The sequence below is a fragment of the uncultured Pseudoflavonifractor sp. genome, assembly GCA_904419835.1.
In the GTDB taxonomy this organism is placed as follows: domain Bacteria; phylum Bacillota; class Clostridia; order Oscillospirales; family Oscillospiraceae; genus Pseudoflavonifractor.
Genome location: CAJFTA010000006.1, coordinates 39,655 through 65,703, shown reverse-complemented (window position 1 = coordinate 65,703; position 26,049 = coordinate 39,655). Strand labels below are relative to the sequence as shown.

The 26,049-nt window shown below is 63.7% G+C and carries 23 protein-coding genes; 18 read left to right on the top strand and 5 right to left on the bottom strand.

Features of this window, described 5'->3' with window-relative positions; genetic code table 11:
- Positions 1 to 221 precede the first annotated feature (221 nt).
- The 5 genes from QZY67_RS02070 to QZY67_RS02050 all read left to right on the top strand — a co-directional run bounded on the left by QZY67_RS02070 (position 222) and on the right by QZY67_RS02050 (position 6,097).
- Positions 222 to 791, top strand: a complete 570-nt coding sequence (locus QZY67_RS02070; RefSeq protein WP_295368312.1) for a xanthine phosphoribosyltransferase — start codon at positions 222 to 224, stop codon at positions 789 to 791.
- A 285-nt stretch (positions 792 to 1,076) separates the two neighbouring features.
- Positions 1,077 to 2,282 (top strand): BMP family ABC transporter substrate-binding protein, encoded by a 1,206-nt coding sequence (locus tag QZY67_RS02065; protein WP_295368311.1) that lies wholly within the window; start codon positions 1,077 to 1,079, stop codon positions 2,280 to 2,282.
- 158 nt (positions 2,283 to 2,440) lie between these two features.
- Complete coding sequence (locus QZY67_RS02060) at positions 2,441 to 4,012, top strand: ABC transporter ATP-binding protein (protein ID WP_295368310.1); 1,572 nt, start codon at positions 2,441 to 2,443, stop codon at positions 4,010 to 4,012.
- Positions 4,012 to 5,121, top strand: a complete 1,110-nt coding sequence (locus tag QZY67_RS02055) for an ABC transporter permease (RefSeq protein ID WP_006570920.1) — start codon at positions 4,012 to 4,014, stop codon at positions 5,119 to 5,121. Before QZY67_RS02060 ends, QZY67_RS02055 begins: the two co-directional genes overlap by 1 nt.
- Positions 5,114 to 6,097: an ABC transporter permease gene (locus QZY67_RS02050; RefSeq protein WP_295368309.1), complete on the top strand. Its 984-nt coding sequence runs from the start codon at positions 5,114 to 5,116 to the stop codon at positions 6,095 to 6,097. Before QZY67_RS02055 ends, QZY67_RS02050 begins: the two co-directional genes overlap by 8 nt.
- A gap of 621 nt (positions 6,098 to 6,718) precedes the next feature.
- On the opposite strand, the gene QZY67_RS02045 is transcribed toward QZY67_RS02050, so the two are convergent.
- Positions 6,719 to 7,303, bottom strand: coding sequence for a TetR/AcrR family transcriptional regulator C-terminal domain-containing protein (locus QZY67_RS02045; protein ID WP_295368308.1), 585 nt, complete (start codon positions 7,301 to 7,303; stop codon positions 6,719 to 6,721).
- A 180-nt stretch (positions 7,304 to 7,483) separates the two neighbouring features.
- Here QZY67_RS02045 and QZY67_RS02040 point away from each other — a divergent pair, with 180 nt between their 5' ends.
- Positions 7,484 to 8,185, top strand: a complete 702-nt coding sequence (locus QZY67_RS02040; RefSeq protein WP_295368307.1) for an ABC transporter ATP-binding protein — start codon at positions 7,484 to 7,486, stop codon at positions 8,183 to 8,185.
- Between the two features lie 35 nt (positions 8,186 to 8,220).
- Entirely contained in the window at positions 8,221 to 12,201 is a 3,981-nt protein-coding gene (locus QZY67_RS02035; RefSeq protein ID WP_295368306.1) for an FtsX-like permease family protein, read from the top strand.
- A gap of 129 nt (positions 12,202 to 12,330) precedes the next feature.
- Here QZY67_RS02035 and QZY67_RS02030 read toward each other — a convergent pair whose 3' ends face one another.
- The 4 genes from QZY67_RS02030 to QZY67_RS02015 all read right to left on the bottom strand — a co-directional run bounded on the left by QZY67_RS02030 (position 12,331) and on the right by QZY67_RS02015 (position 16,786).
- Positions 12,331 to 13,680, bottom strand: a complete 1,350-nt coding sequence (locus QZY67_RS02030; protein ID WP_295368305.1) for an acetyl-CoA hydrolase/transferase C-terminal domain-containing protein — start codon at positions 13,678 to 13,680, stop codon at positions 12,331 to 12,333.
- Positions 13,681 to 13,726: 46 nt separating this feature from the next.
- Positions 13,727 to 14,611 carry a YitT family protein gene (locus QZY67_RS02025; protein WP_295368304.1) on the bottom strand — a complete coding sequence of 295 codons (885 nt, stop codon included), beginning with the start codon at positions 14,609 to 14,611 and terminating at the stop codon, positions 13,727 to 13,729.
- Positions 14,612 to 14,689: 78 nt separating this feature from the next.
- Entirely contained in the window at positions 14,690 to 15,142 is a 453-nt protein-coding gene (locus QZY67_RS02020; RefSeq protein ID WP_295368303.1) for a GNAT family N-acetyltransferase, read from the bottom strand.
- A gap of 6 nt (positions 15,143 to 15,148) precedes the next feature.
- On the bottom strand, positions 15,149 to 16,786 hold the full coding sequence (locus QZY67_RS02015) for an S-layer homology domain-containing protein (RefSeq protein WP_295368301.1): 1,638 nt from the start codon (positions 16,784 to 16,786) through the stop codon (positions 15,149 to 15,151).
- A gap of 241 nt (positions 16,787 to 17,027) precedes the next feature.
- On the opposite strand from QZY67_RS02015, the gene QZY67_RS02010 reads away from it, so the two are divergent.
- From QZY67_RS02010 to QZY67_RS01960, 11 genes are all read left to right on the top strand, one after another.
- Positions 17,028 to 17,834 carry a ParB/RepB/Spo0J family partition protein gene (locus tag QZY67_RS02010; RefSeq protein WP_295368300.1) on the top strand — a complete coding sequence of 269 codons (807 nt, stop codon included), beginning with the start codon at positions 17,028 to 17,030 and terminating at the stop codon, positions 17,832 to 17,834.
- A gap of 345 nt (positions 17,835 to 18,179) precedes the next feature.
- Positions 18,180 to 18,941: a ParA family protein gene (locus tag QZY67_RS02005; RefSeq protein WP_294533096.1), complete on the top strand. Its 762-nt coding sequence runs from the start codon at positions 18,180 to 18,182 to the stop codon at positions 18,939 to 18,941.
- 36 nt (positions 18,942 to 18,977) lie between these two features.
- Complete coding sequence (locus tag QZY67_RS02000; RefSeq protein ID WP_294533135.1) at positions 18,978 to 19,868, top strand: ParB/RepB/Spo0J family partition protein; 891 nt, start codon at positions 18,978 to 18,980, stop codon at positions 19,866 to 19,868.
- Positions 19,865 to 20,449, top strand: a complete 585-nt coding sequence (locus tag QZY67_RS01995) for a hypothetical protein (RefSeq protein WP_295368298.1) — start codon at positions 19,865 to 19,867, stop codon at positions 20,447 to 20,449. Before QZY67_RS02000 ends, QZY67_RS01995 begins: the two co-directional genes overlap by 4 nt.
- Positions 20,450 to 20,528: 79 nt before the next feature.
- Positions 20,529 to 21,830 carry a serine--tRNA ligase gene (gene serS / locus QZY67_RS01990; RefSeq protein WP_295368297.1) on the top strand — a complete coding sequence of 434 codons (1,302 nt, stop codon included), beginning with the start codon at positions 20,529 to 20,531 and terminating at the stop codon, positions 21,828 to 21,830.
- Positions 21,831 to 21,934: 104 nt separating this feature from the next.
- Complete coding sequence (gene mscL / locus QZY67_RS01985; RefSeq protein WP_366448926.1) at positions 21,935 to 22,327, top strand: large-conductance mechanosensitive channel protein MscL; 393 nt, start codon at positions 21,935 to 21,937, stop codon at positions 22,325 to 22,327.
- 10 nt (positions 22,328 to 22,337) lie between these two features.
- Positions 22,338 to 22,709: a hypothetical protein gene (locus tag QZY67_RS01980; protein WP_295368295.1), complete on the top strand. Its 372-nt coding sequence runs from the start codon at positions 22,338 to 22,340 to the stop codon at positions 22,707 to 22,709.
- 4 nt (positions 22,710 to 22,713) lie between these two features.
- Complete coding sequence (gene rsmG / locus QZY67_RS01975) at positions 22,714 to 23,430, top strand: 16S rRNA (guanine(527)-N(7))-methyltransferase RsmG (RefSeq protein WP_295368294.1); 717 nt, start codon at positions 22,714 to 22,716, stop codon at positions 23,428 to 23,430.
- A 99-nt stretch (positions 23,431 to 23,529) separates the two neighbouring features.
- A complete protein-coding gene (minD, locus tag QZY67_RS01970; protein WP_295368293.1) occupies positions 23,530 to 24,267 on the top strand; it encodes a septum site-determining protein MinD in 738 nt (245 codons plus the stop codon).
- 94 nt (positions 24,268 to 24,361) lie between these two features.
- Entirely contained in the window at positions 24,362 to 24,958 is a 597-nt protein-coding gene (locus QZY67_RS01965) for a zinc-ribbon domain-containing protein (protein ID WP_295368292.1), read from the top strand.
- 16 nt (positions 24,959 to 24,974) lie between these two features.
- Positions 24,975 to 25,391 (top strand): methylglyoxal synthase, encoded by a 417-nt coding sequence (locus QZY67_RS01960; protein ID WP_294533082.1) that lies wholly within the window; start codon positions 24,975 to 24,977, stop codon positions 25,389 to 25,391.
- Positions 25,392 to 26,049 lie beyond the last annotated feature (658 nt).

The window sequence follows — 26,049 nt, the reverse complement described above, 5'->3', positions numbered from 1 at the left end:
CAGGGGCCGGGCGTCAAGGAGCGGACGCCCGGCCTTTGTCGTTTTTCTGCTTTTTTCCCGGCTTTTTCCTCTTTTCTCTCCTGCTCTGAATTCCTGCTGTGAAAATTTCTAAATTAAGATGACAAATGTCCGTTTTTTTGATAGAATATAGGCGATTGAACTGGCGCTTCTTTTTCGCTACAATGTACCTATCTATTTTTATCGGCAGGGAGATCGTGTTTATGAAGCTTTTGGAAGATCGCATCCGCCGGGATGGCAAGATCCGCAGCGGCGGCGTGCTCAAGGTGGACAGCTTTTTGAACCACCAGATGGACGTGAAGCTGTTCAACGAGATCGGCAGGGAATTTCATCGGCTGTTCGGCGACTGTGGGGTTACCAAGATTTTGACCATCGAGGCATCGGGGATCGGGATCGCGTGCGTGGCCGCGCAGTTTTTTGATGTCCCGGTTATCTTCGCCAAAAAGAACAAGACCAAGAACATTGCCGGGGATGTGTACACCTCCAAGGTGGAGTCCTTCACCCACGGCAAGGTGTACGACATCATTGTGGCCAAGGAGTTCCTCCTGCCGGAGGACCGTGTGCTTATCATCGATGACTTCCTGGCCAACGGCAGCGCCCTCCAGGGCCTGATCAAGCTGGTGGAGGCCGCCGGCGCCACCGTGGTGGGCGCGGGCATCTGCATTGAGAAGGCCTTCCAGCCCGGCGGAGACCTCATCCGCTCCATGGGCGTGCGGGTGGAGTCCCTGGCAAGAATTAAGAGTATGAGCGAGGACAGCATCGAGTTCTGCTGAGCTCCCGCAGTTTCCCCATCTGAAGAACGGCTCCGGTTTGGTGCGCCGGAGCCTGTTTCTGCTGCACATGGCACCCCTGCTGCCGCAGGCGGCCCCGCCGGGCCGTGATGAGCGGATGTTTGCGCGAGACCGCCAGGGTATCCTGCCGGCCGCGCTCCGCAGGAATTACCGGCGGAGACGCGGACGGGACTCTGGCGGTCCCTTTGTCTCCTCCGTGATTCATAGAACTGTCTTTCGCCACGTAGAAATGAGAGGAAACAGGTATTTTGAAGGAGGAACAACCCAATGAAGAAGAAACTGCTTGCAATGCTTCTGGCCGTGTCCATGGTGCTGGCTCTGGGCGCCTGCGGCGATGACGCCGGAAACAACGACAGCTCCCCCGCCCCCACCGGCGGCGCTTCCGGCCAGACCGGCGGCATCGCCGCGGCCGACCTGAAGGTGGGCCTTGTCATGATCGGCGAGGAGAACGACAACGGCTACAACTACAACCACATGGTCGGCATGGAGGAGGCCTTTGAGGCCTGCGGCCTGGATGCGGACACCCAGCTGGTGGTCAAGCGCAACGTGGGCGAGGACGCCTCCTGCACCACCGCCATCCAGGAGTGCATCGAGGCCGGCTGCCAGATCATCTTCTGCAACAGCTTCGGCCACGAGCAGTTCATGATCCCCCTGGCCCAGGAGTACCCTGAGATCCAGTTCTGCCACGCCACCGGCTACCAGGCCGCCGGCACCGAGAACACCAACGACCACAACTACTTCACCAAGATCTTTGAGGCCCGCTACCTGGCCGGCATCGCCGCCGGCATGAAGGCCAAGGAGATCGGCAACCCCAAGCTGGGCTATGTGGGCGCCTACCCCTTCGCCGAGGTGGTCTCCGGCTTCACCGCCTTCTATCTGGGCGCCAAGAGCGTGTACCCCGAGGTGACCATGGAGGTCATGTACACCAACTCCTGGTCCAGCCCCACCCTGGAGGCCCAGGTGGCCCAGGCCCTCATTGACGACGGCTGCGGCGTCATCTCCCAGCACTCCGATACCACCGCCCCCGCCACCACCGCCGAGGCCAACGGCGCCTTCCAGGTGGGCTACAACGCCGACATGATCTCCGCCGCCCCCAAGGCCTCCCTGGTGTCCGCCCGTGTGGACTGGGGCGTGTACTACACCTTCGCCCTCAACGCCGTCATCAACGGTGAGACCATCCCCGACGACTGGTGCCAGGGCTTTGCCGACGGCGCCGTGTACCTCTCCCCCCTGAACGAGGACATCATCGCCGAGGGCACCGCCGAGGCCATCGAGGCCGCCGAGAAGAAGTTCATGGAGGAGGATTTCCACGTGTTCTCCGGCCCCCTGAGCGGCTACGCCTTTGACGCCAACACCGGCGAGAAGACTGAGGACTGGACCCTGCCCGAGGGCGAGTTCTACGACGAGAGCGGCACCGCCTCCGCCCCCAGCTTCTGCTACATCATCGACGGCATCACCAGCATCATCCAGTAACCGGCTCCCCGGTATTTTTGCAGTCCCATAAGTTCCTGACAGAGCGGGTGGACGCTGCTTTCCCGCAGCTCCACCCGCTCTTTCCTCCCGCGGAGGAACACAACCACAGGCGGCGGACCAGGTCCCCCGCCATATGACGCGCAAGCGAGGTGAAGGATTTGGACGCCAACACAGCCATCCGTCTGAAAGACATTACCAAAACCTTCGGCCCGGTGGTGGCCAACGACAAAATCAGCCTGGAGGTGGACCGGGGCGAGATTCTGGCCCTGCTGGGCGAGAACGGCAGCGGCAAAACCACCCTGATGAACATGCTCTCGGGCATCTACTTCCCCGACGCCGGCCAGATCTGGGTGGACGGGAAGGAGGTCACCATCCGCTCCCCCAGGGACGCCTTTGACCTTGGCATCGGCATGATCCACCAGCACTTCAAGCTGGTGGACGTGCTCACCGCCGCCGAGAACATCGTCCTGGGCCTGGACCAGAAGGGCCGCCTGGACCGGAAGAAGGTGGCCCGTGAGGTGCGGGCCATCAGCGGGAAGTACGGCTTCGACATCGACCCGGATCAGAAGATCTACAACATGTCTGTGTCCCAGAAGCAGACGGTGGAGATTGTCAAGGTGCTCTACCGGGGCGCCAACATCCTCATCCTGGATGAGCCCACCGCCGTCCTCACCCCCCAGGAGACCGAGAAGCTCTTTGCCGTGCTGCGCAACATGAAGGCAGACGGCAAGTCCATCATCATCATCACCCACAAGCTCAACGAGGTCATGGCCATCTCGGACAAGGTGGCCGTGCTCCGCAAGGGCAAGTACATCGGCACCGTCAACACCGCCGAAACCAACCCCCAGGCCCTCACCGACATGATGGTGGGCCACGCCGTCACCCTGGACATCGACCGGCCCATGGCCAAGTACCACGACCTGCGTCTGGAGGTCAAGGGCCTCAACTGCCGGGGCAGCGACGGCGTCAAGTCCCTCACCGACGTGAGCTTCACCGCCATGGGCGGCGAGATTCTGGGCATCGCCGGCGTGGCCGGCTCGGGCCAGAAGGAGCTGCTGGAGGCCATTGCGGGCCTGCAGAAGGTGGAGTCGGGCCATATCTTCTACTATCCCCCCCACCCCAAGAGCGACATCGCCGGAAACCATGTCCCCGTGGACAAGGCCGGCGAGGAGCTGGTGGGCAAGAACCCCACCCAGATCCAGAAGATCGGCGTGTCCCTGGCCTTTGTGCCCGAGGACCGGCTGGGCATGGGCCTGGTGGCCTCCATGGACATGGTGGACAACATGATGCTCAAGACCTACAAGGAGCACAGAGGCCCCCTGGTGGACCGGAAGGCCCCCAGGGCCCTGGCCGAGAAGCTCATCCAGGAGCTGGAGATCGTCACCCCCGGGGTGGACACCCCGGTGCGCAAGCTGTCGGGCGGCAACGTGCAGAAGGTGCTGGTGGGCCGGGAGATCGCCTCCTCCCCCACCGTACTCATGACCGCCTACCCGGTCCGGGGTCTGGACATCAACTCCTCCTACACCATCTACCGCCTGCTCAACGAGCAGAAGATGAAGGGCGTGGCGGTGCTGCTGGTGGGCGAGGACCTGGACGTGCTGCTGGAGCTGTGCGACCGGATTGTGGTGCTGTGCGGCGGACGGGTCACCGGCGTGGTGGACGCCCGCACCGCCACCAAGGACCAGGTGGGTCTGCTCATGACCCAGTCGGGAAAGGAGGCTGAGGCCTGATGACAGCCCAAGTGAAAGCGGCGGAGCACCGGGAACCCCTGGTGCGCATCGCCAAGCGGACGGATATTTCCCGGGGCAAGTCCTGGGCCATCCGGGCCGCCGCCATCGTGCTGGCCCTGCTGCTGGGCGCCCTGATTATGCTCCTGCTGGGGCACAACCCCTTCCTGGTGTACGGTGACATGATTCGCGGCTCCCTGGGTACCCAGACCGGACGGCGTGAGACGGTGAAAATCGCGGTGCCCCTGCTGGGCGCCGCCGTGGCCATCGCCCCCGCCTTTATGATGAAGTTCTGGAACATCGGCGCTGAGGGCCAGATTCTGGCCGGCGGCATCGCCGCCACCTACTTCGCCCTCTTCTGGGCCGACACCCTGCCCAAGGTGCCCCTGCTCATCGTCATGTGCCTGGCCGCCGCCATCGCCGGCGCCCTGTGGGGCCTGATTCCCGCCTTCTTCAAGGCCAAATGGGGCACCAATGAGACGCTGTTCACCCTGATGCTCAACTACATCGCCCTGGGCATTGAGCAGTACCTCCAGAACGGCCCCTGGAAGGACACCAAGGGCACCGGCTTCCCCATCATCGCCCAGTTTGCCTCCAATGCCCGTCTGCCCAAGGTGCTGGGCGTCCACGCGGGCTGGATCATCGTGCTGATTTTCGTGGTCCTCATGTTCCTCTACCTGCGGTACACCAAGCAGGGCTATGAGATCGCCGTGGTGGGCGAGAGCGAGGCCACCGCCCGCTACTCCGGCATGAGCGTGCCCAAGATTGTCATGCGCACCATGTGCATCTCGGGCGCCATCGCCGGTATCGTGGGCTTCACGGTGGTGTCCGGCGCGGACTACACCCTCAACGCCAACACCGCCGGCGGCGTGGGCTTCACCGCCATCACCGTGGCCTGGCTGGCCGGCCTCAACCCCATCATCATGGTGTTCATCGCCGCCTTCCTGGCCATCCTCACCAAGGGCTCGGGCACCATCCAGACCAATTTCAGCATCCCCGCCTCGGTGGCCGACGTGCTCACCGGCATCATCCTCTTCGCCATGCTGGGGTGCGAGTTCTTCATCCGTTACCGGCTGATTTTCCGCGGAAAGGGGGAGCACAGCAATGGATAAAATCCTCAGCTTTGTGGTGGCCGCCGTGCTGGCGGGCACGCCCCTCCTCTTCGGCACCCTGGGCGAGATTGTCACCGAGAAGTCGGGCAACCTGAACCTGGGCGTGGAGGGCATGATGTTCATGGGCGGCGTGGCCGGTCTGGCCGGGTCCTACTACTACGAGCAGGCCGCGGCCAACCCCAACCCGGTGGTGTCGGTGCTCATCGCCATGGTGTGCGCCATTCTGTGCGCCGCCTTCGGCACCCTCATTTACAGCGTGCTCACCATCACCCTCCGGGCCAACCAGAACGTGACCGGTCTGGCCCTCACCATCTTCGGCACCGGCTTTGCCAACTTCCTGGGCGAGGCCATCGGCAACACCGCCCCCAGCCGCTACATGGCCGTGGGCAACGTGACCAAGAACGCCTTCAACTCGGGCATCCCGGTGCTCCAGGACCTGCCCGTGGTGGGCAAGCTGCTCTTCTCCTACAACTTCATGGTCTACCTGGGCATCCTTCTGGCCATCGTGCTGGCCTGGTTCCTGGGCCGGAGCCGTGCGGGTCTGAACCTGCGGTCCGTGGGCGAGTCCCCCGCCACCGCCGACGCCGCCGGCATCAACGTCACCCTCTATAAGTACCTGGCCACCTGCATGGGCGGCGGCATCTGCGGCCTGGGCGGGCTGTACATCGTCATGAACTCCGCCAACGGCGTGGGCGGCGTGTGGGTCCACAACTGCGTGGGCGGCAAGGGCTGGATCGCCGTGGCCCTGGTTATCTTCGCCACCTGGAGCCCCGCCCGGGCCCTGCTGGGCTCCCTGGTGTTCGGCGCCCTGTCCGTCATGCGGCTCTACGTGGCTCTGGGCATCCCCGCCCAGATCTACGACATCTTCCCCTATATCGCCACCGTCATTGTGCTGGTGGCCGTCAGTATGCGCCGCAAGCGGGAAAATCAGCCGCCTCAGAGTCTGGGTTTGGCCTATTTCAGAGAAGAGCGGTAAATTCTCCTCCTCTGCCTTGCTCCCCTGCTGATTTTTCCGCCCCCGCGAACGCGGGGCCGCGCACCGGCGCGTCCAAGCGTTTTGCGCAGCAAAACCTTGCCGCAGGGCGGATTCATTCCGCCCATGGCGATTCTGTCCCGGGGTCCCCGGGCGGCTGCGCCGCACGGGGCAAAATCAGCCGCCTCAGAGTCTGGGTTTGGCCTATTTCAGAGAAGAGCGGTAATAAAACCAATTCCGCAACAAAAGAGCGGGTCCGGACTATGTCCGGACCCGCTCTTTCGTTCTTTTTTGCGGCAAGGTTGTTCGAGCTGAAGTCAAAATACGGCGCAGAGGCCCCGTGCGGCATTGAGATCGCCAATGAATTGCAGGGACTGCAAGTCTGGGCGGGTAACGCTGCTCGGGCGATGCAGGAACGATACGCGGGGCACCGAACCGGCATCGTAACTACTTTCAAGTTCGGCGGGTCATTGAATTTCGCCGCCGCAGGACGCATCCCCGAAAGGGGGTACCAGGGGGAAACGGGCGCATAAGGCTTGTAAAAGCCGATCTGCGCCTGTTTCCCCCTGGCGGCTTTTGGGTACTTTTCGCCGGTGAAAAGTACCCCGTCGGAGACCGTACCCCTCACCTGGGCAGATTAAGCCCCTCAATCCCCCGGAGAATCATGGCCTCGGACAGGGCGGCCAGCTCCTCGGGTGTCTCCTTCCGTCCCCCCTCCAGCCAGCTCTGGATGAGGCCCACCACGCCTCCCACCAGGAAGGACAGGCAGAAGGCCTGCTCCCGTGGGTTGCCGAACTGATAGAGCCGCCCCCACTCCAGGCTGACCCGCTCCGCCACCATGCCCTTGAGCTGCTCCAGGAAGCGGGTGTCCCGGTCCCGCTCCAGCAGGGCGGCCGCCATGTCCCCGTACCGCTGGAGGAACGCAAACACATCCCGCAGGATGGGCCGCAGGCCATGCTTGAGCGCGTCGGCCGGATAGGCCTGAAGCAGGGCGCTGAACTCCTGGAACATCTCGTTCTCCAGCTGCTCCACCATGTCGAAAATGTCCTTGTAATGGCCGTAAAAGGTCCCCCGGTTCACGTCGGCCTTCTCTGTCAGCTCGGTGACCGAGATCTCGTTGACCGGCTTGGTTTTGAGCAGCTCGGTCAGCGCCGCGCGCAGCATGGCCTTGGTGCGCCTTACCCGGCGGTCCCCCTGTTCCCCTGTCATAGCGGTCCCTCCTTCAACAGCTTTTGTTCATCTGTACATTAATCAACACTCGTGTGCAAACCTGTCTTATTTTGTACGGCATCGTGCTTATCTGCCCATTGCAACCAACCTTAAATCCAATATAATATAATTAAGTTGATAAATCAACACCTGTTTAATAACACACATGAGGTGGAAACCATGGCATACATTTCCCTGGAACACGTGGTCAAGCGGTACCAGATGGGCGAGGTGGTCATCACCGCCGTGCGGGACATCTCCTTTGAAATTGAAAAGGGAGAGTTCTGCATCATCGTGGGCCCCTCGGGCGCGGGCAAGACCACGGTGCTCAACATTCTGGGCGGCATGGACGAGTGCGACGAGGGCACCATCCTGGTGGACGGACAGAAGGTGTCCGATTACAGCCAGAAGGAGCTGACCACCTACCGCCGGTACGACATCGGCTTTGTCTTCCAGTTCTACAACCTGGTGCAGAACCTGACCGCTCTGGAGAACGTGGAGCTGGCGGCCCAGATCTGCCGGGATCCCCTGGACGCGGCGGACGTGCTGCGGCACGTGGGCCTTGCCGAGCGGATGGATAACTTCCCCGGCCAGCTCTCGGGCGGCGAGCAGCAGCGGGTGGCTATCGCCCGGGCCCTGGCCAAAAACCCCAAGCTGCTGCTGTGCGACGAGCCCACCGGCGCCCTGGACTATGTCACCGGCAAGCAGATCCTCAAGCTGCTTCAGGACACCTGCCGCAAGCAGGGCATGACCGTGGTGGTCATCACCCACAACACCGCCCTCACCCCCATGGCCGACCGGGTTATCCACATCAAAAACGGTACCGTGGCCGCCGTTGAGCGCACCGACCACCCCACCCCGGTGGAGGAAATCGAGTGGTAATCCTCTGAACACCGCGAAAGGAGGGGATTTCTCCTATGAGACCCAAGCACAACCGCCTGATTACCGACGCGCTGCGGGAGATCAGCAAGACCAGGAGCCGCTTCCTCTCCCTGCTGCTGCTGTCCTCCCTGGCGGTGGCCTTTCTCTCCGGCCTGCGCACCACCGCCCCGGTGATGGAGCGCACCGCCGACGGATATTACGACCATCACAACCTGATGGACCTCCACGTGCTGTCCACCCTGGGCCTGACCGACGACGACATCGACTACCTGGCCTCCCTGGAGGACATCTCCGCCGCCGAGGGCTGCTACACCGCCGACGGCATCCTCCACCTGGAGAGCAACGACCTGGTGGTCAAGCTGGTGTCATTGTCGGAGCAGGGCATCAACACCCCCGAGCTGGTGGAGGGCCGCCTGCCTGAGGCGGATGACGAGTGCCTGGTGGAGCCCCTGCTGCTGGAGGCGTCGGGGCTGTCCATCGGGGACAAAATCTCCTTTGACACCGGCGACGGCGACTACGCCGACGCTCTGGCCGTGGAGGAATTCACCATCGTGGGCACCGCCAACTCCCCCCTGTACCTGTCCACCGACCGGGGCACCTCCTCCCTGGGCACCGGCAGTGTCAACGGCTTCGTGCTGCTGCCCAAGGGCGCCTTTGACATGGAGACCTACACCGACGCCTACCTGACCGTCTCCTGGGCCAAGGACCTGTACTGCTATGACGACGCCTACGGCGACCGGATGGACGCCCTGGTGGATGCCCTGGAGCCTCTGGGAGATGAGCGGGCCGCCCTGCGGTACGACGAGGTCATCGGCGAGGCCAACCAGGCCCTGGACGACGCTCAGAAGGAATTTGACGACGCGGAGGCCGAGGCCAATCAGGAGCTGGCCGACGCCCGGCAGGAGCTGGACGACGGCTGGGCGGAGTACTACGACGGCCTGGAGACCTATGAGACGGAATCCGCCGACGCCTGGCAGCAGATTGCCGACGCGGAGGCCGACCTGCCCGAGGCCCTGAAGGAGCTGGAGGACGGCGAGAAGGAGTACGCCGACGGCGTGCAGGAGCTCGCCGACGGCAAGGCCAAGTACTGGGACGGCTTAAAGGAGTGGCAGGACGGCAAGGCCGAGTACGACCAGGGCTATCAGGACCTGCTGGACGGCGAGGCCGAGTACAGCGAGAACTACAAGACTCTCTCCGACGCCCAGAAGGAGTATGACGAGGGCTGGCAGGAGTACCAGGACGGCCTGGTGGCCCTGGAGGACGGCGGCGGTCAGCTGATGGCCGCCGAGGCGGAGCTGGACGCGGCCCGGCGGGCGCTGGAGGCGGGCGCGGCGCAGATTTCCGCCGGTCAGGCCCAGCTGGAGGCGGGCAGGGCCGCCCTCTCAAAGGCAAAAGAGGATCTGAACACACAGCTGGGCACCCTGGCCCAGGTGCTGCCCGTGTTCAGCCCCGGCACCGCCCTCACCAGCGCCGAGGCCATCCTCAGCCCGGAGACCCCCTGGACCGCGGCCGACGGCCAGGCCATTGTCACGCTGCTGAACCTGGCCGGGGGCAGCGGCGCGCTTACCGGCCAGATCCAGGACATGGTGGACCAGGGCCTTATGACCCAGGAGCAGGCCGATGGCCTCATCGCCCAGCTGGACGCCGCACTGGCGGCGGCGGGCGGCACGGATGAGGCGGGCGCCCCGATCTCCCCCGACCCGGAGCCGCTGAAGGCCTTTTTCAGCCAGAGCATTCCAGGGCTCTTTGCCGCCGGCGAGGCCCAGATGGCGGACGCCGAAGCCCAGCTCTCCTCCGCCTCCGCCCAGCTCTCCTCCGGATGGAGCCAGTACAACGAGGGCAAAAAGGCCGTGGACGAGGCCCGGGCTGAGTTTGAGGCCGGCGTGAAGCAGTCCCAGGAGGCGGAACAGACCCTGTTTGAGGCCCGGACAGAGCTGGAGGACGGCTGGAAGCAGCTTGCCGACGGCCGGAAGGAACTGGACGACGGCTGGAGAGAGCTGGCTGACGCCCAGCAGGAGATCTCCGACGGCTGGGCCGAGCTGGAGGACGCCCGGCAGGAAATTCTGGACGGCGAGGCCGAGCTGGCAGACGGCCGGGCCGAGCTGGACGACGGCTGGAAGCAGTACTACGACGGCGTAGCCGATCTGGAAGAGGCCAAGGCCACCCTGCCCGGCGAGCTCTCCGACGCCAAGCAGGAGCTGGACGACGCCTATCAGGAGCTGCTGGACGGCGAGGCCGAGTACGCCGACGGCAGGGCCGAGGCGGAGCAGAAGCTGTCCGACGCCCGGCAGGAGCTCAACGACGCCCGCCGGGAGGTGGCCGAGATTGAGGACTGCCAGTGGTACATCCTGGACCGGGACACCAACGTGGGCTACGTGTCCTACCAGCAGGATGCGGAGCGGATGGGCAACCTGGCCAGCGTGTTCCCCCTGATTTTCTTCCTGGTGGCGGCCCTGGTGTGCCTGACCACCATGACCCGCATGGTGGAGGACCAGCGGGTGGAGATCGGCGGCCTGAAGGCCCTGGGGTACAGCCGCAGCGCCATCGCCCTGAAGTATGTGGGGTACGGTTTCCTCTCCTCCTTCCTTGGGGGCGTGCTGGGCCTGGCTGTGGGCGTCACCGTTATCCCCACTATTATCTTCAACGCCTGGAAGGTGCTCTACACCGTGGGGGACATGGAGCTGTTCCTCCTTCCCGATGTGGCGCTGCTCTCCGTGGGCGCGGCGGTGCTGTGCGTCACCGGTACGGCCTTTGCCACCTGCTTCGCCGCTCTCACCGCGGTGCCCGCCCAGCTCATGAGGCCCAAGAGCCCCAAGCCCGGCCGCCGGGTGCTGCTGGAGCGGATTCGCCCGTTGTGGAAGCGGATGTCCTTTACCTGGAAGGTGACCATACGCAACCTGTTCCGGTACAAGAAGCGGTTCTGGATGACGGTCATCGGCATCGGCGGCTGTACCGCCCTGATTATCACCGGCTTCGGCATCCGCAACTCCCTGTACGACGTGTTTGACAAGCAGTACGACGAGATTACCCCGTACAGCGCCCAGATCAGCCTGATGGACAACATCACCGAAGACGAGCTGACTGAGATCGCCGCCGTGCTGGACGGCAGCGAGCTGGTGTCCGAGTGGATGTCCGTGTCCAACCAGCCCGTCACCGCCGAGAGCGACAGCCGCAGCCTGGACAGCAACGTGTACCTGTTCACCGTGGCCGACCAGGAGCGGTTCAGCGACTTTGTCCACCTGCGCCACCGGCAGGACAACGCGGAAGTGAGCCTGTCCCAGGACGGCGCGGTGATCACCGAGAAGCTGGCCGACATGCTGGACGTGGGCGTGGGCGACACCATCACCCTGGTGGACGGGGACAGCCGCCGGGCGGAGGTCACCATCACCGACCTGACGGAAAACTATGTGTTCCACTACCTCTACATCACCGAGGAATGCTACGAGTCCCTCTTCGGCCAGGCCTCCGAGATCAACAGCCTGATGGTCACCTACACCGACGACACGGAGGAAAACTCCGACGCGGTGGCCGAGCAGCTCATTCCTCTGTCCGGCGTGTCATCGGTCAGCCGCATCGAGAACACCAAGAACACCTTCATCGAGGGCATGAAGGGCGTGGACTACGCGGTGGTAATCATCACCGTGTCCGCCGCCGCCCTGGCCTTTGTGGTGCTCTTCAACCTGACCAATATCAACATCACCGAGCGCATGCGGGAGCTGGCCACCCTGAAGGTGCTGGGCTTCTACACCGGCGAGCTCAACGCCTACATCTACCGGGAGAACATCTTCCTCACCATCTTCGGCATCCTGTTGGGCCTGGTGCTGGGCAAATTCCTCCACCAGTGGCTCATCATCACTGTGGAGATCGATATGGTCATGTTCGGCCGGGACGCGGGGGTTATGAGCTATGTGTACGCCGCAGTCCTGACCGCCCTGTTCTCCTTCCTGGTCAACGTTATCTCACGGAAGAAACTGAAAAAAATCGACATGGTGGAGTCCCTCAAAACAGTGGACTAAGGCCCGGCGGGAGAACGGTCTCTGCGTTTTGTCCTGGTCTCTGGTTACAGAAAAAACAGCCCCGGAGCACGGGCGGCCGTGCTCCGGGGCTGTTCCATTATCCACATATTGCGCCGCCTTTGTGGAAACTCAGCGGCGGTTGGACCGCCGCCAGATGTGCATCTCCTCCGCCGCGGCGATGAGTTCCTCCCGGAAGTCCGGGTGGGCGATGGAGATAATCCCCTCGGCCCGCTGCCAGGCCGACAGGCCCTTCAGGTTCACCATGCCGTACTCGGTGACCAGGTAGTGGATGTTGGTGCGGGTGGTGGTGACTACGCTGCCCGGGGCGATGGTGGGCACCAGGCGGCTGTGGGCCCTGCCCTGCCGGTCCGTGTAGACCGACGAGCAGCAGATAAAGCTCTTGCCCCCCTTGGACCGGTAGGCCCCCAGAACAAAGTCCTGCTGCCCGCCGGAGCCGCTGATGTGCCGGGTGCCCATGGTCTCGGCGGACACCTGGCCGAACAGGTCCACCTCCATGGTATTGTTGATGGAAATCATGTTGTCGTGGGCGGAGATGACGTGGATGTCGTTGACGTAGTCCACCGGGGACACCATGAAGGTGGGGTTGCGGTCAATAAAGTCGTACAGCCTCCGGCTGCCGGCGGCAAAGGTGAACACGGCGCTGCCCCGGTCCAGATTCTTGTTCCGGCCGGTGAGCTTGCCAGCCTCGGCCAGGTCCACCACGCAGTCGGTGAGCATCTCGGTGTGGACGCCCAGGTCCTTTAAATCGGACTGGGCCAGCAGGGCCCCCACCGCGTTGGGCATGCCGCCGATGCCCAGCTGGAGGCAGGCCCCGTCGGGAATGAGGGACACAATCTGCTCCGCCACCGCCTGGTCCTCCTGAGTGGGCTGGGCGGTGGGGAGCTGGTCCAGCTCGTGGCCCTCCCCCTCCACCACCATGTCCACCCGGGAGATGTGGATGGCGGTGCCCAGGCCGCCGAAGGCCACCGGCATCCTGGGGTTGACCTCCACGATGACGGTGCGGGCCCGCTCCAGCATGGCGGCCAGGTAGGTGGTGTTCAGGCTGAAGCTGAAAAAGCCGTGGGCGTCCATGGGTGAGACCTGGATCATGGCCACGTCCACCCGCTCCACATTCTCCCGGTAATACCGGGTCATCTCGGAGAAGCGGATGGGAGCGTAGTAGCAGATCCCCTGCTCCATGAGCCGCCGCTCAATGGCCGAGCAGTGCCAGGAGTTCCAGGTGATGCGCTCCGCCGCGTCAGGCAGGGCGGTCACCGCCGGCTGCCGCAGGGCCAGGCCGCCCCGGAAATTCAGGCCGGTCAGCTCCGGCTCCTCCGCAAGCCGCTCCGCCAGGGCCCGGTCCAGGTCGTAGGGCATCTGGCCGCAGAAGCCGTAGTCAATCCAGTCCCCCGGCTTGATGCACGCCACCGCCTCCCGGGCGGTACGCCGCTTTTTTAAATACAGTTGGATATCATTCATGCAGTTTATTCCTTGTCGTAATCAGAATTTCAGAGTTTCGCCGCCCTCATGCCCGGAGGAAGCCCTTGCCGAAAATCTCGCTGGAGTTGGACACCAGCAGGAATGCGGAGGGGTCGTGCTCCTTCAGGTACCGGCGGAGCACCACCGCCTGGCCCCGGGAGAGGACGGTGAGCACCACGTAGTGGGTCTGGTGGGTGTAGGCCCCCTGGCCCTCCCACACGGTGGCGCCCCGGCCCAAAGTCTTGGTGACGTACTGGCACACCAGCTCGGGCTGGGAGGTAATGACGGTAAGGCTCTTACGCCGGTTGAGGGACTCGATGACGCTGTCCACCAGCACCGACTTGAGCACCAGGCCCAGCAGGGAGAACAGGCCGGTCTCAATGTCAAAGATGAACAGGGCCGCGCCGGCGATGACAACGTCGGACAGGAGCAGCGCCCGGCCCACGTCCATGCCGGTGTATTTCTTCAAAATCATGGCGGCGATATCCGTGCCGCCGGTGGAGGAGTTCAGGTTGAACAGGATGCCCGACCCCAGGGCGGGCAGGATGATGGCAAAGAAGGCCTCCAGCATCTTGTTGGAGGTCAGGGGCGCCGACAGGGGCACCACCGCCTCAAAGAACTGGATAAGTCCGGCGTAGAACAGAGAGCAGTACACCGTCCGCAGGCCAAAGCCCTTGTTGAGGAAGATGAAGCCCAGCACCAGGAACAGGGTATTGATGATGGTGTTGAAGGTGGATGGGGTCAGCCAGGTGGACTGGAACAGGCCGCCCAGCAGCACCGACAGGCCGGACACGCCGCCCATGGAGAAGTTGTTGGGGAACTTGAAAAAGTACACGCCGATGGACACCAGCGAGGTGCCCAGGGTCATCATGATGAACTCCTTGGCCATCTTGGCCGCCTTGTCCTCTTCCCGTGCGGAATTGTGATTCATGTTATTCACTCCTGTTTTTTCTGAGGCGGAACCTGTCGGGGTGGCCCAGGTTCTCAGACGCCGCATTGCGTTTCTTCCTTATTTCTTTCCATACCGGGCAAGCTCTATTTCGCTGAGCTGCGTATTGAGCTGCCTTCGGTTTCCGGTCTCCTGAAAACCCTTCCGGGTGTAGAGCCGGTATGCGCCCTGGTTGATGTTCAGAATCCAGAGGGTGGGCGTGCCCTCGCAGTGGCGGACGGCATAGTCCAGCAGGGCTGTGCCGTACCCTTTGTTCTGCTCTTGGGGCAGGACGTACAGATTTTCAATCAGGCCGCCCCACACCGAGACAATCCCAACCGGGTGGGGGTCCAGCAGCATATAAATCCGCTTCCCGGCGGCTATCTCCCGGCGCAGGTAGTCGGTCTGTGCCTCGGGGGTGTGCCGTGCCACAAACTCAGCGGAACAGAACCCCTTATGGGACTCCTTCCAGCTCTCGGAATGGACATACCCGGCGGCGGAGAGGTTCTCCTCCCCTACGTCTGCAAAGCGCACAGGCCCTTACTCCCCTGCCCGCTGGGTCTGGACGGCGCTCCACACGTCGTAGCTCTGGGCGTCGGCGTAGTTGGGGATAATGCCCAGGCGCCAGATGGACAGGCCGTCCACGCCGAACATGTGGGCCAGGTTTGCCTTGGCCATGATGCTCTGGGCGTCCTCATACCACACCTTATAGTATTCCCCGTCCGCCGAGTAGGTGAGATAGGGGGTGGCGGCAGCGGCGTCCCAGGTGCGGACGGCGTCGGACTGCTTCATCCGGGCGGCCAGGGTGTCGGGCGCGGGGGTGTAGATGTCGGTGGAGGCCAGCAGGCCGTTCTGGTCCACCTTCAGGCCCACGCTGGTGATGGACACGGCCAGCACAATCTTACTCTTGTCCGCCACGCCGGTGTCCGGGTCGGTGATGGATACCAGGGCCTCGTACACCTTGTTCAGGGGGGCGGGGGCGTTGCGGGTCTGGCTGGTGCCCACCCAGCCCTGGGGCAGGTTGGTGTCCTGGTAGTCGTGGGCCATGAGAATGACCTTGCCGCAGATCTCCCCCAGGGCCCTGTAGTCGTACCCGCCGTACCACTCGTCGGGCTGGACGCACACCCACAGCGCCTTCTCCTCCGGGAGGGCGGCGCGGAGGGCGGTCATGAACTGGGTGAAGGGCGTGCGCAGGGAGGCGCCCAGGCCCTCAAAGTCGATGGTCAGGCCGGCATACTCCCCGGCGGCCCTCACCAGCTGCTCCACCGCGGTCTGGCGGTTGCCGGCGCTGAGAATGGCAGTCAGGTCGCTGCCCGCGGCGTAGACGCTCAGGTTGCAGTCCACCCCGGCCTCCTCCAGCGCATCGGTGGCCAGCTCAGCGCCCTGGGGCACCGCCCACTCGTTGCCCCCGGAGGCACTCTGGTTTACATAGGGCGTCCCGCTCTCGTCCAGAGACATGCGGGCCCAGCCCAGGCTCACCGCGTCCATCTCCCCGGCCATGTCAATCTGGCCGTAGGAGCTCATGGCGTAGAAGCCGTGGAGAAACTCAATGTCCGCGTGGTACTTCTCGTACACCCGCACCAGCATGGCCGCCGCCTCCTGGCGGGTGGAGGAGTGGCCGGGCAGGAAGAGCAGGCTGCCGTCGGCCTGGGCCACGCCGTTGATGACGCCGAATTCATAGGCCAGGGCAAGGTACCCCCTGTTCTCCGTCACGTCGGCAAAGGGCAGCTCCGCCGAGGCCTGGGTCAGGGCCAGGTTCTCATACCCCAGGGCCCGCACCAGCATGACGGCCATGTCCTGGCGGCTGATGTCGTCATCGGGGCGGAAGTAGAGCCCCGAATCAATGGCGCCGTTGGCCAGGGCGGTCTCCACGGCGGAGTAGTACCACTCTCCCGGGGGACAGTCGGAGAAGGAGGGCTTCTCCGGGCTCACCATCTCCCAGCCGAACATGCGGCACAGTACCGTCACAAAGGAGGCCCGGTTCATGTACTCCCCGTAGCCGAAGGTGCCGTCCCCCTTGCCCTGAATAAGGCCGTACTCCGTGGCCTTTTCAATGACCTCCGCGGCCCAGTCCCCCTCGGGCACGTCGGAATAGCGCCCGGCGGCGGCGGCAGGGACCGCCAGCAGGGACAGCAGCAGACACACCGTCAGAAAGACGGCGGCAACACGATGCTTCATCGTCAAACTACCTCCATTTCAGGTGGATTCTCTCCTCATGCCGCCCCAAAGCAGGCAGCCCATGCTTGCCTCCATCATAGCATAATCGGCGGCGTGAGGAAAGAGCAAATGCCGGTTTGGCGGCCTGTTCCGGCACAAAATGGAAAATATTTCCCATTCGACCCCGTGCGCCTTGTTTCTCTTTTCTTTGTGGTAAAATATGGATACCAAAACGACCCATTCTACAAAGGAGGTCCTTTCTATGGCACTGCTGCGCAGAAAGGGACTGTATGAGACCAATCGGGTGCATTTTCTTCCGGAGAACCTGATTGCGCCCAACCCGGACCAGCCCAGGAAATACTTCTCCCAGGAGGGGTTGGAGGAACTGGCGGAGAGCATTCGGGAACACGGCGTGCTTCAGCCTCTGTCGGTACGCAAGGCCGGCGGAGGCTATGAGCTGGTGTCCGGAGAGCGGCGGCTGCGTGCCTCCCGGATGGCCGGTCTGAAGGAGGTGCCCTGCATCATCCTGCGGGTGGACCAGGAGAACTCCTCCCTGCTGGCTCTGGTGGAGAACCTCCAGCGCCGGGATTTGGACTTTGTGGAGGAGGCCGCCGCTCTGTCCCGGCTTATTTGCACCTACAACCTGTCCCAGGAGGAGGCCGCACGGCGGATTGGCAAATCCCAGTCCGCTGTGGCCAACAAGCTGCGGCTGCTCAGGCTGCCCCCGCAGGTGCTCAAGCTGCTGCTGGAGGCGGGATGTACCGAGCGCCACGCCCGTGTGCTGCTCCGGCTGGAGGACCCGGAGCTTCAGCTGAAGGCCGCCCAGTACATTGTCCAGGAGCATCTGACGGTGGCCAAGTCTGAGGCCTATGTGGAGTCCCTGCTCTCCCCTGCCCCGCCCAAGCGGCGGAAGCCCACCTATCTGATTAAGGATGTGCGGCTCTTTCTCAACACTGTAACCAAGGGGCTGTCCATGATGAAGACCGCCGGAGTGGACGCGGCCTGTGAGCGAAGTGAGACTGAGGACTCCATTCTCCTCACCATCCGCATTCCCAAGCGGACCGCCTGAGCTGTCCAGTGTTTCACGTGAAACACCGGCGAGTTTTCCACTTGTCCCCACTTTCTTCCACCGGTCTCCCTTTGGTGGGATGTTTCACATGAAACATCCCACCTGCCTCCATGTTCTCCCAACCGTTCCTTGCTGCCCGGAGTGTTTCACGTGAAACACTCCGGACTTTTTTATTGTCCCACATCCCCATCTTCGCATGTTTCACGTGAAACATGGGTAAAATCAGTTGAAATAAGCGGGCTTCAATATTATAATAGGACTTGCTGAACAAACCGCCCGCCGTCCTTTTCCGGCCCGGAGGGTGCTTTGCAGCCCCACAAACGCTGTGAAAAGGCAGGTGCCCCTATGGCTAAAACCATTGCAATCGTCAATCAGAAGGGCGGCGTGGGCAAGACCACCACCTGTGTCAACCTGGCTGCGGCCCTGAAAGAGGAGGGCGCCCGGGTGCTGGTGTGCGATTTCGACCCCCAGGCCAACGCCACCTCCGGCTTTGGCGTGGACAAGACCACCGCCTCCCCCAACATCTACGACGTGCTCATCAACGGCGCGGACGTAAAGCGGGCCGTGGTGGAGACCCCCTATGGCGACGTGATTCCCGCCAACAAGGCCCTGGCCGGCGCTACTGTGGAGATGATCGCCATTGAGAAGCGGGAATATCTCCTGAAAAACGCCCTGGGCCAGCTCTCGGACCGATACGACTACATCCTGATCGACTGCCCCCCCTCCCTGGAGCTGCTCACCCTGGACTCCCTCTGCGCCGCCGACACGGTGCTGGTGCCCGTCCAGTGCGAGTACTACGCCCTGGAGGGCCTCAGCGACCTGCTGTCCACCATCCGCATTGTCAAGCGCTCCCTCAACCCGTCCATCGCCCTGGAGGGCGTGGTGCTCACCATGTACGACGGGCGGACCAACCTGTCCATGCAGGTGGCCGAGGAGGTCAAGCGCCACTTCCCCGGTCAGGTGTACGCCACCGTTATCCCCCGGAACGTGCGGCTGGCCGAGGCCCCCAGCTACGGCAAGCCCGTCACCGCCTACGACAGCCTGTCCCGGGGCGCCGAGGCCTACCAGGAGCTGGCCCGGGAGGTCATGGAGAAAAACAAGGGCTGAGCCCCAGCCCACAGAAAGGAATGATATATTTTGCCGGTGAACAAGGACCGTGGCCTGGGCAAGGGTCTGGGCGCCCTGCTGGGCGACGCCGCCCTGAAAACCCAGGAGGGCGGCTCGGTGATGCTGCCCATCTCCCAGGTGGAGCCGGGCATCAAGCAGCCCCGCAAACGGTTTGACGAGGAATCCCTCAGCGATCTGGCCGAGTCCATCCGCACCCATGGGCTCATTCAGCCCCTCACCGTCCGCCGCCTCTCCTCCGGCTACTACCAGATTATCGCCGGGGAGCGCCGCTGGCGGGCCTCCAAACAGGCGGGCCTCACCGAGGTGCCCGCCGTCATCATCGAGGCCGACGACCGAAAGGTCATGGAGCTGGGCCTCATCGAAAACCTCCAGCGGGAGGATTTGAACCCCATTGAAGAGGCGGGGGGCTACAAGGTCCTGGTGGAGGAGTACGGCCTCACCCAGGAGGAGGTGGCCCGGCAGGTGGGTAAATCCCGCTCCGCCGTGGCCAACGCCATGCGGCTGCTCTCCCTGCCCGACGCGGTGCGCATGCTGCTGGAGGAGGGCAGGCTGTCCGCCGGGCACGCCCGGGCCATCCTCTCCGTCCCCGGCGGGGAGCTGCAGAAGCGGCTGGCCCAGAAGGTGGTGGAGGAGGACCTGTCCGTCCGCCAGACCGAGTCCATGGCCAAGCGCATCAGCCAGGCCGCCGAGGAGGCGGAGGAGACGCCCCCCACCCCCGACCCCATGAAAATCTACCGGGACGCCGCCGCCAAGGACCTGTCCGCCCGGCTGGGCCGCAAGGTATCCATCGTCCAGGGGGCCAAAAAAGGCCGGGTGGAGCTGGAATACTACGGTGACGAGGACCTGACCGCCCTTCTCGAGGCGCTGGAGCACACCTCCGGCGGGAAGGGAGGCACTTCCCTTTGAACCAGCAGGACCACAACCGGGAGGAGCAGGAGATGCAGCACCTCCAGCACGAGGCGGAACACGCCAGACCCCACAAAAAAGTGTCGGTCATGGGATATCTGGCCATCCTCTTTGCCGCCGCCTTTCTGCTGCTTCTCCTCTCCTACTTTATGCAGCAGCGGGCCAACCAGCAGGCCATCTCCGGGCTGGAGGCCACCTCCAGCAACGCCTTCGACTCCATCAACAACCTGATTGCCGAGAAGGACCGGCTGACGGAGCAGGTGGAGGATTTGGAGGGCCAGGTGGCCGGCCTCCAGGAACAGCTGGAGGACAGCCAGAGCCAGCTCTCAATTGCCCAGGACGCCGCCGAAAACGCTCAGACCGCTCAGGACAGCGCCCAGAATGCCCTGGAGGCCATGGACTGGTTCTGGCGGATTCAGCGGCAGTTCTCCCGGGGCTATTACACCGACGCCCACAACATGATGGAGGAGTTTGAAGCGTCCGGCCTGCCCCAGTATCTGCCCCAGGAGGCCCTTACCGGCCGGGAGGGCGACCCCTCCCCCGCTCAGCAGTACCAGGAGCTGAAAGAGGCCCTGAGCTGAGGCCCCTGTTTCACGTGAAACATTCTTTGCGGGACAAGTCCCGCCATAATACAATCTATGATTATGAGGTGTCATTTCCATGCTGGATATTCGTTTTATCCGGGAAAATCCCGAGGCTGTCAAGGAAAATATAAAGAAGAAGTTCCAGGACCAGAAGCTGCCCCTGGTAGACCAGGTTCTGGAGCTGGACGCCGCCAACCGGGCGGCCATGACCGAGGCCAATGATCTGCGTGCCAGCCGCAACAGCCTGTCCAAGCAGATTGGCATGCTGATGGGTCAGGCCAAGAAGGACCCCTCCAAGCTCCAGGAGGCCGAGGCCGTCAAAGCCCAGGTCAAGGCCAACGCCGACCGCCTGGCCCAGCTGGAGGAGCAGGAGGTCAAGCTGGCCGAGGAGATCCGCCACATCATGCTCCAGATCCCCAACATCATCGACTCCTCCGTGCCCATCGGCCCCGACGACTCCTGCAACGTGGAGGTGGAGCGCTTCGGCGAGCCCGTGGTGCCTGACTTTGAGATCCCCTATCACACCCAGATCATGGAGTCCTTCAACGGCATTGACATGGACGCCGCCGGCCGTGTGTCCGGCAACGGCTTCTACTACCTGATGGGCGACATCGCCCGGCTCCACTCCGCCGTGCTGGCCTATGCCCGGGACTTCATGATCAACAAGGGCTTCACCTACTGCGTCCCCCCCTTCATGATCCACGGCAACGTGGTGGAGGGCGTCATGAGCCAGACCGAGATGGACGCCATGATGTACAAGATTGAGGGCGAGGACCTGTACCTCATCGGCACCAGCGAGCACTCCATGATCGGCAAGTTCATCGACCAGATCATCCCCGAGGACGCCCTGCCCCAGACCCTCACCTCCTACTCCCCCTGCTTCCGCAAGGAGAAGGGCGCCCACGGCATCGAGGAGCGGGGCGTGTACCGCATCCACCAGTTTGAGAAGCAGGAGATGGTTGTGGTCTGCAAGCCCGAGGACTCCATGAAGTGGTATGAGCAGATGTGGCGGTACTCCGTGGAGCTGTTCCGCTCCCTGGACATCCCCGTCCGCCAGCTGGAGTGCTGCTCCGGCGACCTGGCCGACCTGAAGGTGAAGTCCTGCGACATCGAGGCCTGGTCCCCCCGCCAGCAGAAGTACTTTGAGGTGTGCTCCTGCTCCAACCTGGGCGACGCCCAGGCCCGCCGCCTGAAGATGCGCGTCAAGGGCGAGAAGGGCATGTACCTGCCCCACACCCTCAACAACACCGTGGTGGCCCCGCCCCGCATGCTCATTGCCTTCCTGGAGAACAACCTCCAGGCCGACGGCTCCGTGAAGATCCCCGCCGCCCTGCGGCCCTACATGGGCGGCCAGGAAGTGCTGGCGCCCAAGAAGTAAGGAGCGGCCTTAGAACCCTCCTCTGAACGACAAACATTGAGGTTATACACTTGAAGAACATCAAAGAGAACATCAGAGAAATCGACCGGAAATCCCGGGGCTTTATGGGCGAGTTCCGCAAGTTCATCGCCCGGGGCAATGTGATGGACATGGCGGTGGGCGTCATCATCGGCGCGGCCTTCAAGTCCATTGTGGACTCCCTGGTCAACGACATCCTGATGCCCTTTGTGGGCATCTTCATCGGCCAGGACACCTTTGCCTCCCTGGTCTTTACCGTGGGCGGCGCCCAGATTGCCTTTGGCAATTTCATCCAGTCTATTGTCAACTTCCTCATCATGGCCTTTGTCATCTTCTGCATCGTCAAGGCCATGAACGCCTTCCGCCGGAAGAAGGAGGCGGCCCCCGCCGCCCCTCCCGCCCCTTCCGCGGAGGAGGTCCTGCTCACCGAGATCCGGGACCTGCTGCGGGAGCAGCGGGACAACGGCAGCGACAAGTAAGGAGCACGTTATGTCTGACGAACGCAACAAGACCCCCGGCAGCAGCCAGGAGGAACAGCCCGGGGAGCCCTACACCCCCGCCTCCCCCCTCAAGCGCATCTGGGCCTGGGTGGGCGTGGTGTACATGGTCATCATCGTGTTTCTCATGACCTATATGTACGGCACGGGCACCTATCTCCAAGGCATTGCCGCCCTGATGCTCGTCCCCGCCCTGGGGGGCGGGGCGGCGTCGGCGGTGTGCCTGTGGCTCACCGCGCCCCAGGAGGGCCGCACCCCCGCCCGACGGGCCATGATGATCCTCATCACCGCCCTGTGCCTGGCCCTGATTGTGGTCAATCTGATCAACGGGATTCCGGCCCTGCTGGCCAACTTCGGAGGTTAACAAGATGGAAGAGCGAATTGCCGCCGGCCTGGCCGCCATGGGCGTCCCCCTTCCCTCCCCCGCCGCACCCGCCATGCTGGCCAGGTACGGACAGCTGCTGCTGGAGAAAAATCAGGTTATGAACCTGACCGCCATCACCGATCCGGACAAAGTGGCCGACCTCCACTTCCTGGACTCCGCCGCCCTCCTCACCCTGGAGGGGGTGGACTTCAAGGGCAAGCGGGTCATCGACGTGGGCACCGGCGCCGGGTTCCCCGGCCTGCCCCTGAAGATTCTGGAGCCCACCCTCTCCCTCACCCTGCTGGACAGCCTGGGCAAGCGGGTCAGCTGGCTGGGCGAGGTGTGCGCCGCCCTGGGCCTGACCGACGTAAACTGCGTCCACGCCCGTGCGGAGGAGCAGGCCCTGGAGAAGGACTGGCGGGACAGCTTTGATTTCGCCGTGTCCCGGGCCGTGGCCGACCTGCGGGTGCTCACCGAGCTGTGCCTGCCCTACGTGAAGCCGGGGGGACTCTTCCTGTCCATGAAGGCGGTGGACTGCGCCCAGGAGCTGTCCGGCGCGGCCAACGCCGTCGCCCGCCTGGGCGGAAAAGTGGAGGCCCTGCGGGACTACGAAATCCCCGGCGCGGGCGTCACCCACCGGGTTGTGCTCATCCGCAAGACCGCCCCCACCCCCAAGGGCTACCCCCGCCGTTGGGCCAAGCTCCAGAAGGCCCCCCTGTAATTTCGTCCAAAGTTTTCTATTGTATTACATTTGCACAAAAAATATTGGAATTTTCACCTCATTATGATATACTAACACCGTATGAACTGGAGGGACGCTATGAGTACCGCCGTTGTGGTCACGTCCGGTAAGGGGGGGACGGGAAAGACCTCCCTGACCGGGGGCGTCTCGTCCTGTCTGGCCGCCCTGGGCCGCCGGGTGCTGTGCATCGACATGGACATCGGCCTGCGCAACCTGGACATCTCCCTGGGCCTCACCGATCGGGCCCTCATGGACTTCACCGACGTGCTGGAGGGCCGCTGCTCCCTGAAGCGGGCGGCGGTGCCCCACCCGGTGATCAAAAATCTCTACCTCCTCACCGCCCCGCTCACCCTGTCTCCGGGCATCAGCGAGGAGCGGATGAAGGCCTTCCTGCGCACGGCCAGAGAGCAGTACGACTACATCCTGATGGACTCCCCCGCCGGCATGGGCGAGGGGTTCCGGCTGGCGGCGTGCGGCGCGGACCGGGGCATTGTGGTCTCCACCACCGACACCTCCGCCCTGCGGGACGCCCAGCGGGTGGTCTCCCTTCTCTCCCGCCAGCTGCCCTCCATCCACCTGGTGGTCAACCGGGTGCAGCCCAAGCTGCTCCGCCGCCTCCACACCACCATCGACGACGCCATGGACGCCGCCGGCCTGCCCCTGCTGGGGGTGGTGCCCGAGGACGAGCAGGTCATGCTCTCCGCCAATCAGGGCAAGCCCATCATCCTGGCCAGCCGGAAGGGCGCCGCCGTGGCCTACCTCAACATCGCCCGCCGCCTGATGGGTGAGCGGGTTCCCCTCATGCACATCCGCTGACCGGCCCCGGCTTTCCCACAGGGTGGGGCAGCCGGGTGGAAATTCCTCCGGGCCCCTGCCCGGGGCCGTGGGCCGGAGCGGCCCGGGAGGCGCTATGTTCTGTACCAAATGCGGCGCGCCGCTGAAGGAAGGGCTGAAGTTTTGCACATCCTGCGGCGCAGAGGTGGAAACTCCGGCGGCTCAGGCCCGGCCCCGGACAAAAAAACAGGGTGGCACCGGCTGGAAGAGACTCCTCGCCTCAGCCGCTCTGGTCCTGATTACCCTGGCCGCGGCCCTGGGGCTCTTTTCCCGGGCCGCCGCACCGGGAACGGACACCCCGGAGGGAGCGCTGGCCCTGCTGGTGGAGGGTCTGTCCCAGGGGGACGGGCCGCGGGTCGCCCGGGCCATGGACCTGACCCTGGGAGAGATGGTCGGGATAGAATCCATCACCGCGGCCCAGGGCCAGGCCGCCCTGCTCGCCTCGCTTCAGCTGCCCCAGGACGAGAATACCGGCCAGGTGCTCCGGTCTGCCCGGCTTATCACCGCGGCCATGTCCTACACCAACTCTGCGGGCACCGCCTGCCAGGGGCCGGCTCTGGTCCGGCTCACCTGGGCCGATGGAAGCCAAAGCACCGCCCTGCTTCCCGGTGCGGCTCTGGAATATGACGGCGGAGGCTGGCATATTGTATCCGGGCTGGGCCCCATAATTTGAGAAAGGATGTATTCCCATGAACATTGCCCTTATGGCCCACGACCGCAAGAAGGAACTGATGGTTCAATTCTGCATCGCCTACTGCGGCATCCTCTCCAAGCACACCGTCTGCGCCACCAACACCACGGGAAAGCTGGTCTCCGAGGCCACCGGGCTGCCGGTCTATCTCTTCCTCTCCTGCGAACACGGCGGAAGCCAGCAGATCGGCGCCCGCATTGCCTACAATGAGATTGATATGGTCCTCTTCTTCTGCGACCCCCAGTCCAGCGACCTGGATGCCGACCTGAACTACATCACCCGCCTGTGCGATCAGTACAACATCCCCTACGCCACCAATGTGGGCACCGCCGAAATGCTCATCCACGGTCTGGAGCGGGGCGATCTGGACTGGCGGGAAATTATCAATCCCAAGAGCAAGCCCTTTACCGTGTAACCCCCGCAGGAAGGCTGCGCCCCGCTCCAGCCCGGCGCGCCTGCGCCGCCAAGCGTTTCGCCGGGGGCGAAACCTTGAAATGGCCGGGATTTACTTTCGGCCATTTGGATTTTGTCCGGGGCCCCCATGGGGCCTGACCCATGGGGCGCGGGGCGACCTGGACTGGCGGGAGATTATCAACCCCAGCGCAAGCCCTTTACCGTGTAATGCTTCCGCCGCGCCGCCCCGTGCCATCGGGCGGCGTGTTCTTTTGCCTTCCCCTGGGGGAAGGTAGCTGGCCTCCCGGGACCCCCGCGGAAGGCGGAACGCCTTTCGTGGGGAGAGGACGAGCAGCAGAGTGAACGAGGCCTGCCGCTTGCGGCGGGTTGAGCGATACGCAGCTTGCGAGGACGATGCCTCCGGCGGGGTACTTTTCTCCGGCGAAAAGTACCCAAAAGCCGCCGGGGACACAGGGGCGGAGGGGCCCTTTCAGGGCCAAACGCCCCCGTTTCCCCGGACCCCTTTCAGAGACGCGTCCGGCGGCGGTGGTGTCCAATTACCCGCCGAACTTGATAGTAGTTGCTTGCCGGTTCGGCTGTCCGGTTTCGTTCCTGCGTCGCCCGAGCAGCGTTACCCGCCCAGACTTGTCAGTTGCTGCAATTCAATTACCCTTCTCAAT